The sequence below is a fragment of the Streptomyces sp. NPDC018019 genome, from assembly GCF_044327805.1.
Classification (GTDB): domain Bacteria; phylum Actinomycetota; class Actinomycetes; order Streptomycetales; family Streptomycetaceae; genus Streptomyces.
Genome location: NZ_JBIRGD010000026.1, coordinates 133,450 through 141,112, shown reverse-complemented (window position 1 = coordinate 141,112; position 7,663 = coordinate 133,450). Strand labels below are relative to the sequence as shown.

Genomic DNA, 7,663 nt, shown 5'->3' with positions numbered 1-7,663 from the left:
GACGCCCTGCAGGACCTCCTGCGGTGCTGGACCGGAACCTGCACCACCTGCGGCCGCCCACTGACCAAGACCAGAACCTAACGAAGCACTACTAGTTCCGCAGCAAGCATCGTTCGCGCCGTCCGCGACGGTTACCCACAACAGGCGCTGGTCCTCCTCACCGTCCATCTCACGCGCACGCACGGGTTCCGCTGTGCCACACACTCTGGTTCGAGCACGCCAGCCGCGAGTTGAACTCAAGGGGCGTGCCCTGGAGCCCAGCTACCGGCGGCCGGTCGATCCTCAATCCCGATGCCCGTCGGCTGGTGACTTCAGCAGCCGGTCCAACTCCTTCCCGGCCTCGTCGTACCCGGCGTCGGAGATCCGTTGCAGTTCGCGCAGGTCTCCGGTCATGGCCGCGCGTCGGGTGAGGAGGAACCCGGCCTGCATGGCGCCCTCGTCCAACAGCTCACGCAGGGGCTCCCGGTCGATATGCATGTTCGCCATGCTGCAACCCTGCCCCAGGGGAAAGGGCAAGTGGGACGATGGCCAGGTGCTCACCATCGTGCAGCTGGCAGGTACGTCGGCGTGTCGATCCAGACTGTCCGCGTCTATCACGACAAGGGGCCCCTCCCCGAGCCCGACCGCGATGTGTCTGGCTACCGGCGGTACGCGGACCACGCGATCAACTGCCCGAGTTAGATGCGGCATCCGAGATCTCCGCCCTCATCCAGAGCACGGTCAACACCTCCTCCCCAGCATGGCAACGACTCGACACGCTCATTCGCGCACAACTGGACGTGTGACTCGCCGTATGTGAACGCACGATCCCTCCTCTGTTCGAAAACCAGACGGCGTCTGTCACGTGCTACTGGACGGACGCTGTTGGCGGCGCCAGCCCCGGCCAATCAGGCCCAGGCGCCCGCCTCCCAGCCTCCGGCCCCACCTCTCCGGCAACAGCCCCCGGCTTTCGGCTTTCGGCTGCGTATGGTCACCGCTTGCGTGCCACTGTCAGTCCGTCCGCCACGGTGAGCATCACCGCCTCCACCCGCTCGTCTGCCACTACGTGGTCGTTAAACTTCCTGATCGCCGCGGCGGCCCCTTCCGTGTGCGGCTCCGTCACCGCTCCGCCGTAGAGGACGTTGTCCGCGACGATCAGTCCCCCGGGCCGCAGCCGCAGGACCAGTTCCTCCCAGTACGCGATGTAGTTGTCTTTGTCCGCGTCGAGGTAGGCGAAGTCGATCCGCGGCTCGGCGGGGATGGCCCGCAGTGTGTCCAGCGCGGGTTCGATCCGCAGGTCGATACGGTCCGACGCCGGCCTTCGCCCATGCCTCGTGGCCGTACGCCGTCCACTCCTCCGAGACGTCGCACGCGATCAACTCGCCGTCCGGAGGCAGCGCCTGCGCCATCGCCAAGGCCGAGAAACCGGTGAACGTACCCACTTCCACGACGCGCCGCGCACCGCACAGCCGGACCAGGAAGGCCAGCAGCGGGCCCTGCTCCTGGGCCGACTGCATCCGCGCCGCATCGGGGAAGCGCTCATACGTGGTCTTCACCAGTTCCCGCTGCACGGCGTCCAGCGGGGGATTGTGCGCGAGGACGTAGTCGTACAGCTCCTCCGTGATCTTGGTGGTCTCGCTCCTGGTCACCGGTGCTCCTTCAGGTCCCCAGATAGCGCAGTACGGCCAGGACGCGGCGAGAGTAGCCGGACGTACCGGTCAGACCGAGCTTGTCGAAGATCGCGTTGGTGTGCTTCTCCACGGCACTCCGGGAGATGTGCAGCCGGTCGGCGATGGCCGCATTGGTGTGCCCTTCGGCCATCTGGGCGAGGACCTCACGCTCACGGGCCGTGAGCGAGTTCAGCGGGTCGGCGCGGCTGCTGCGGGAGAACAGGACCCGTACGACCTCCGAGTCGAAGGCCGCCCGCCCAGAGCCGACCCGCTCCAGCGCGTCCAGGAACTCGTCCACCTGCACAACCCGGTCCTTGAGGAGGTAGCCGACGCCTTCGCTGTCCTCGGTCAGCAGCTCGGTGGCGTACCGCCGCTCGACGTACTGCGACAGGACGAGTACGCCGACATCCGGCCAGCGCTCACGGATCCTGACCGCCGCGCGCAGCCCTTCGTCCGTGTGCGTGGGCGGCATCCGTACGTCCACGACCACCACGTCCGGCCGTTGCTCCGCCGGCGCGCGCTCCAGCACCGTCATCAGTTCCGCGGCGTCCCCGACCGCGGCCATCACCTCGTGGTCCTCTTCTGTCAGAAGCCGTACCAAGCCCTCTCTCAGCAAGGTCGAATCGTCGGCGAGTACTACGCGCACGGCAGCTCCGCGGTGATCGTGGTGGGTCCGCCGGCCGGGCTGTCCACCCGGAACCGGCCGTCCATGGCGGCGACCCGGCGGGCCAGGCCGAACAGTCCGCTCCCCGAGGCGTTCGCGCCTCCCCAGCCGTTGTCCTGGATCCGAAGGAACAGAACGCTCTCGCTGCGGTCGACGCTGACGGCTATCCGGTCCCCGCAGGAGTGCTTGACGGCGTTGGTGACCGCTTCGGAGATCACGAAGTAGGCGACGGTGGCCACCGCGGCCTCGGGCTCGCGGTCGAGGCGGTAGTCGAGGCGGACGGGGACCGCGGAGCGCTCCGCGACGGTTTCCAGAGCGGCCCGGAGCCCTGCCTCGTCCAGCACGGTCGGATAGACGCGCCAGGCGACTTCCCGCAGGTCGGTCAGTGCCTGGCGGCTCTCCTCGTGGGCCTGCCGCAGCAGTTCGACGGTGCGGGCCTCGTCCTTGGCGCGCAGAGCACGGCCGAGCAGCATGCCGAGCGCCACCAGCCTCTGCTGCACACCGTCGTGCAGGTCACGCTCGATACGGCGTCGTTCGTCGTTGACCGCGGCGACGATCCCGGCCCGGGTAGAGGCCAGTTCCGCGACCCGCCGCTGCAACTCCTTCTCGTGGGTGGGGCCGAGGAAGTGGCGCGCCAGCCGGGCTTCCAACGCCGCCACGCCGAACACCGCCTGCAGGCTGATGAAGAGCAGGAACACGGCGCCCACGCCGGTCTCCGCGACGTCCACCGGATGTTCAATAGGAGAGAATATCCAGGCCGTTGACGACCAAAGGATGATGGACGCGCCCACGAGCGCGGAAAGCACCACGCCCCCGCCCAAAAGCCCCAAGAGCCAGCGCACTGCCAGGTATTTGAGCGCGCGCTCGTTGTCGTACCCGTACGCGAAGTCGGCCCCGCCGAACCGCAGACGGCGGCGCGCGGACTCGGTCAGGCACCGGGCCACGGCCGTCACCGGCCCCAGCACCTTCCGTCTCCCGCGCGGCCACACGAATACACAGAGCAGCGCGATCCCCGAGAGCGCGATGAACGGCAGCTCGACCGCCACCATGCCCGCGCCGACCAACAAACCGACCGTGAGGCGCATCCCGCGCCGTGTCATCCCCCGCATGATCAAAACGCTAGTGGCTGCACCGCTGCCGCCACATTGCGGAAAACCACAGTGTTCTCTGCGGTTTTCCGCAATGTGCTCGCGCCCGCGGATTTTTACCGTCGAAGCATGAACGAACTCGCGGAAACGAGCTGGATCACCGGCCTCATGGACACCCTCGGCGCGCCCGGCGCGGGCATGGCGATCGCCGCCGAGAACCTCTTCCCGCCCCTGCCGAGCGAGCTGATCCTGCCGCTGGCCGGCTTCGCGGCGGGCCAGGGCCGGATGTCCTTGGTCTCCGCGCTCGCGTGGACGACGCTCGGCTCGGTGCTCGGCGCGCTGGCGTTGTACGGCGTGGGCGCGTTGCTCGGCCGGGCGCGCATGCTGGCGCTCGCGGCCAAGCTGCCCCTGGTCAAAGTGTCCGACATCGAGAAGACCGAGCGCTGGTTCGAACGGCACGGCACCAAGGCGGTGTTCTTCGGCCGGATGGTCCCGATCTTCCGCAGCCTGATATCGATACCGGCCGGCATCGAGCGCATGGCGATACCGACCTTTCTCCTCCTGACCACGCTCGGAAGTCTAGTCTGGAATTCGATCTTCGTTCTCGCCGGTCACGCGCTCGGCGAGAACTGGGAGGAAGTGATCGGGTATGCGGACGCCTACTCGAAGGTGGTCCTGGTGGCTGCCGGACTGGCGGTACTGGTCTTCCTGGCCGTACGACTCAGCAAGGGCGGGCCGGGACAGCGGCGGCGCGGGTGAAGGAGCGCAGGATTTCTTCGCCTGCCGTGGCTCCGCGGTCGTCCAGCGCGATGACGTGCGGGGCGTCCCACCCGGAAGCCGCCAGTTCCCCATGGCCCGGGCGCCAGCCCCGGTCCGCGGCCAACAGCAGATCGGCGTCCAGCAGCGAGTCCCCGGCGGCGAGTACCTGCGCCGCCCCGGTCCGTCGGACCACCTCCGCCACGGCCGCGCTCTTGGTGAGCGGTTTCGGTACGGCGTAGATCTTCCGGCCCTGGAGCGAGACGGTCCAGCCGCGGGTGTCCGCCCACTCGGCGAGTTCCTTGACCCAGGTCTGCGGCAGCAGCGAGCGCTCCACGACCAGATAGGCGAAGAGGCCCTCGGCGACGCGTTCCTTGAGCAGCCAGGCCGGGTCGGCGGTGTGCAGCAGATGCGCACGGACCTCGTCGAGCGTGGCGCACTCCGCGGTCAGCCGGGCGGCGACGGTGCGCTGCCAGTCGCGGTCGGATTCACCGTCCACGAGCAGGTGGCCACCGTTCGCACAGATGGCGAACCGCGGCGCGGGGCCCGGGAGATGGATGCGTCCGTACTGCTCACGGGTGCGCGTGGTCGTCGGGACGAATGTGGTGGTGCCGACGAGTTCTGCCAGCAGCTCCGCTGCCGTCTCCGTCATGTAGGAGAGCGGTTTGTGCTCGTAGACCTCGACGCAGAGCAGGCGCGGCGCCTCGGCGTCGGGCATGGCCAAGTCGAGGGCAGCGGCCGAATAGATGAGGGTGCGGTCCAGGTCGCTGGCCACGATCGTGCTCACAGCGCGGTCACCGCCTTGCCGTCCGCACCCGTCGCGCCCCGTGTGAAACGGGGATGGATCAGCCCCACACAGGTGTAGGGGAGCTCGTCGACCTCTTCGACGGGGACGCCCCGCTGTGCAGCGAGGAGACGCACATGATCGAGATCCGTACCGGCACCGCGCCGGGCCAGAATCTTCCAGGGGACCCGCCGGAGCAGTACCCGCGTGGTCTCACCGACCCCCGGCTTCACGAGGTTGACGTCGTGGATGCCGTACGCCTCGCTGATCCGCTCGACCGCGGCCCAGCCCGCCCACGTGGGCGTCCGGTCGGCCGCGTCCAGTTCCTTCACATCGGCGGTGACCTGCTCGGCGACCTCGTCGAAGCACGCGGCGACCGTGTCGACGAAGGTCCGCGACAGATCAGCTCCGGCCAGGTCGCGGTAGAACTTGGCACCGTGGAAGTCGTCGGGCCCCACGAGGTCGTCACGCAGTACGGTGCGCGAGATCAGGCCCGAGACGGTGGAGTTGAGGCACGCGGACGGGATGAGGAAGTCGTCGCGGGTGCCATAGGTCTCCACGCAGCCGCCGGGGTCGGCGAGAACGGCGATCCGCGGATCGAAGCCGGGGAAGCTCTCCAGCGCTTGGGCGAGTTCACGGGTGATGGCGCCCTTGCCCGTCCAACCGTCGACGAAGACGACGTCCGCCGGATCGTGGTGGGCGGCCAGCCAGCGCAGCGCGGTGGTGTCGATGCCGCGGCCACGCACGATCGAGACGGCATAGTGCGGCAGGTCGAGGCCGTGGACGTGCAGCGCCCAGCGGCGCATCAGGACACCCACCGGAGTGCCGGCGCGGGCCAGCGAGACCAGTACGGGCCGGGGAGAGCGTTCGGCGAGCACGGTTTCCGTGACGGTGCCGACCGCACGGGCGATGCGACCGGCGGAGGCCTGCAGAGCGCTGTGGAACAGCGCCTGGTACTGCTCGCTCGGCTGGTATTCGACGGGCAGCGACTCGGCATAGTGCGCGCCGCCGGCCTGTATCGCCTCCTCGCGCTCCTCGGTCGGCGCTTCGAGGCTGACCGAGGACAGGTCCTGGAGCAGCCAGCCGACTTCGTCGGGGGCGTAGGAGGAGAAGGCGGGGCCGCGCAGCGGCTCGGGGAGGGGCATCGGTCAGACCTGTCGTTGCGTGGCGTGGGGCGTGGTTTGCGGGGCGGGCTCCGGCGTCTGCGACAGCGCGTACGCCGGTGTATAGGAAGGGACGACGGCGAGCAGCAGCTGATCGGTGTGAGCTGCGAGCCGGTCAAGGAAGCCGTCGGCAGCGTAGAGTTCCGGGGTGTCGCCGTGCGAGTCGATGACGGCGACGATCGCGTCGAAGCGCCGCCGCGGGTCCGCGCCGGGCGCGACGTTGTACGCGTACCGCTCCCCCGGTCCGTCGGCCGGACGGTCGTGGGCGGGGAAGACCAGCCGGGTGCGGATGGCATAACCGGGATCGTCGACGGCGAGGACCGGCGAGCGGGTGGTGGTCGAGAAGTACACCTCGGCCGTGGTCGAGTCGTCCAGGGCTTCGGCGAGGCGCAGCGGCGCGTACATCAGCTCTTCGTTGCCGAGGACCAGCACCCGGCGGGCGTCGGCGAGCCGGTCGGCGATGCGGGCCGCCATACCGGGGAGCGCGGCTTCCAGGCGCGCCCGGTGGGCGGGGGTGAAGCCGTGCCGTCCGCCGTCCGGCACGCCCTCGGGCCAGCCGAGGTCGATGCGCACGGGCCGCGGCGAGCCCGCGCCCCCGGCCGGACCCGTGAGCTCCACGGGCCCCGTAGACCCCGCCGGGCCCGTCGTCCCGGCCGAGCCCGCGGTTCCAACCGAGTCTGCGGTCCCGACCGAGTCTGCAATCTCGACCGAGTCCGCCGCACCGGCGTGTGCCGCACCCCCGTCGGGAGTCGCCACGGCCCCCGAGGCGCCGGGCGCTTCCGTCGGCGACGCGGCCTGATGGGCCGCTACGAGAGCCTGGCCGCGTTCGAGTACGTCGGCCGGGAGCTGGACGCCTCCGGCCGCCAGGGATATGAGGTCGACCCGCGCGCCCAGGTCGGCGGCGAACTTCTCCAGGTGGCCGCGGTCGGCTTCCGAGCGCATGTCGACCAGGGCGACGACGACGTACCGCTCGCGCGGGAAGCGGGCATGCAAAGCCTTGATGGTGTTCAGGACCGTTCGGCCGGTGGAGAACTCGTCGTCGACGAGGACCAGGGGGCCGTCCCCGGCCAGCAGCGACGGGTCCTCCGGGAGCAGCAGGTGCGAGGTCGCGTGGCTGTGTTCCTCCTCGAAGCCGCCCGCCTGCGCCACTCCCCCGACCGGCCGCCGCGTGGAATGCAGATAGGGCGCGAGGGCCAGGCCGTCGGCCACGCTGTGGCCGAGCCCCGTGGCGGTCTCCGCGTATCCCAGGACGACGGCGCGCGCCGCGTCCGCGTCACCCAGCAGCTCGCGGACCCGGCGTCCCAGCCCCAGCCCCGCGCCGTGGACCGCCTCCGGCCGCTGCGGTACGTGCTTGCCGAGCACGTTCGACACCAGCAGATGAGCCCGCTTGGGGTTGCGCCGCAGCGCCAAACCCAGCAGTCGGGGCAGTTCGGCCCCGCCGCTCAGCGAGACTCCGAGCCGCTGCGCGACCCACTCTCCCGTCCACACCACTGCGCCCGTCTCCTTCGTCTCTTCCGCCGTCGTCGTCATGGTTCCTTGCCCGCTGGGTGTTCTCGGCC

6 protein-coding genes and 2 pseudogenes are annotated in these 7,663 nt (G+C 69.9%); 2 read left to right on the top strand and 6 right to left on the bottom strand.

Annotated features, from left to right (window positions below; all coding sequences use genetic code 11):
• Nucleotides 1-282 precede the first annotated feature (282 nt).
• Entirely contained in the window at nucleotides 283-486 is a 204-nt protein-coding gene (locus tag ACH4FX_RS33590) for a hypothetical protein (protein ID WP_398485217.1), read from the bottom strand.
• On the opposite strand from ACH4FX_RS33590, the gene ACH4FX_RS33585 reads away from it, so the two are divergent.
• On the top strand, nucleotides 472-681 hold the full coding sequence (locus ACH4FX_RS33585) for a MerR family DNA-binding transcriptional regulator (protein ID WP_398485216.1): 210 nt from the start codon (nucleotides 472-474) through the stop codon (nucleotides 679-681). The genes ACH4FX_RS33590 and ACH4FX_RS33585 overlap by 15 nt on opposite strands.
• Nucleotides 682-970: 289 nt before the next feature.
• Here the strand turns inward: ACH4FX_RS33585 and ACH4FX_RS33580 are convergent.
• The 3 genes and pseudogenes from ACH4FX_RS33580 to ACH4FX_RS33570 form a co-directional block, all read right to left on the bottom strand.
• A pseudogene (locus ACH4FX_RS33580) lies at nucleotides 971-1,628 on the bottom strand (O-methyltransferase).
• A gap of 10 nt (nucleotides 1,629-1,638) precedes the next feature.
• Nucleotides 1,639-2,295 carry a response regulator gene (locus ACH4FX_RS33575; RefSeq protein ID WP_398485215.1) on the bottom strand — a complete coding sequence of 219 codons (657 nt, stop codon included), beginning with the start codon at nucleotides 2,293-2,295 and terminating at the stop codon, nucleotides 1,639-1,641.
• Nucleotides 2,286-3,422, bottom strand: coding sequence for a sensor histidine kinase (locus ACH4FX_RS33570; RefSeq protein ID WP_398485214.1), 1,137 nt, complete (start codon nucleotides 3,420-3,422; stop codon nucleotides 2,286-2,288). Before ACH4FX_RS33570 ends, ACH4FX_RS33575 begins: the two co-directional genes overlap by 10 nt.
• A 108-nt stretch (nucleotides 3,423-3,530) precedes the next feature.
• On the opposite strand from ACH4FX_RS33570, the gene ACH4FX_RS33565 reads away from it, so the two are divergent.
• Entirely contained in the window at nucleotides 3,531-4,160 is a 630-nt protein-coding gene (locus ACH4FX_RS33565; protein WP_398485213.1) for a DedA family protein, read from the top strand.
• Here the strand turns inward: ACH4FX_RS33565 and ACH4FX_RS33560 are convergent.
• Together ACH4FX_RS33560 and ACH4FX_RS33555 are read right to left on the bottom strand one after the other, a co-directional pair.
• Nucleotides 4,123-4,944 (bottom strand): HAD family hydrolase, encoded by an 822-nt coding sequence (locus tag ACH4FX_RS33560; RefSeq protein ID WP_398485212.1) that lies wholly within the window; start codon nucleotides 4,942-4,944, stop codon nucleotides 4,123-4,125. The two genes, ACH4FX_RS33565 and ACH4FX_RS33560, sit on opposite strands and share 38 nt — an antisense overlap.
• Nucleotides 4,941-7,634: pseudogene (locus tag ACH4FX_RS33555) on the bottom strand (phosphoribosyltransferase). Before ACH4FX_RS33555 ends, ACH4FX_RS33560 begins: the two are co-directional and overlap by 4 nt.
• Nucleotides 7,635-7,663 lie beyond the last annotated feature (29 nt).

Coding starts and splice junctions, on each gene's coding strand:
- ACH4FX_RS33565 (WP_398485213.1), top strand. CDS start 3,531: ATGAACGAACTCGCGGAAACGAGCTGGATCACCGGCCTCATGGACACC.
- ACH4FX_RS33585 (WP_398485216.1), top strand. CDS start 472: ATGCATGTTCGCCATGCTGCAACCCTGCCCCAGGGGAAAGGGCAAGTG.
- ACH4FX_RS33590 (WP_398485217.1), bottom strand. CDS start 486: ATGGCGAACATGCATATCGACCGGGAGCCCCTGCGTGAGCTGTTGGAC.
- ACH4FX_RS33570 (WP_398485214.1), bottom strand. CDS start 3,422: ATGCGGGGGATGACACGGCGCGGGATGCGCCTCACGGTCGGTTTGTTG.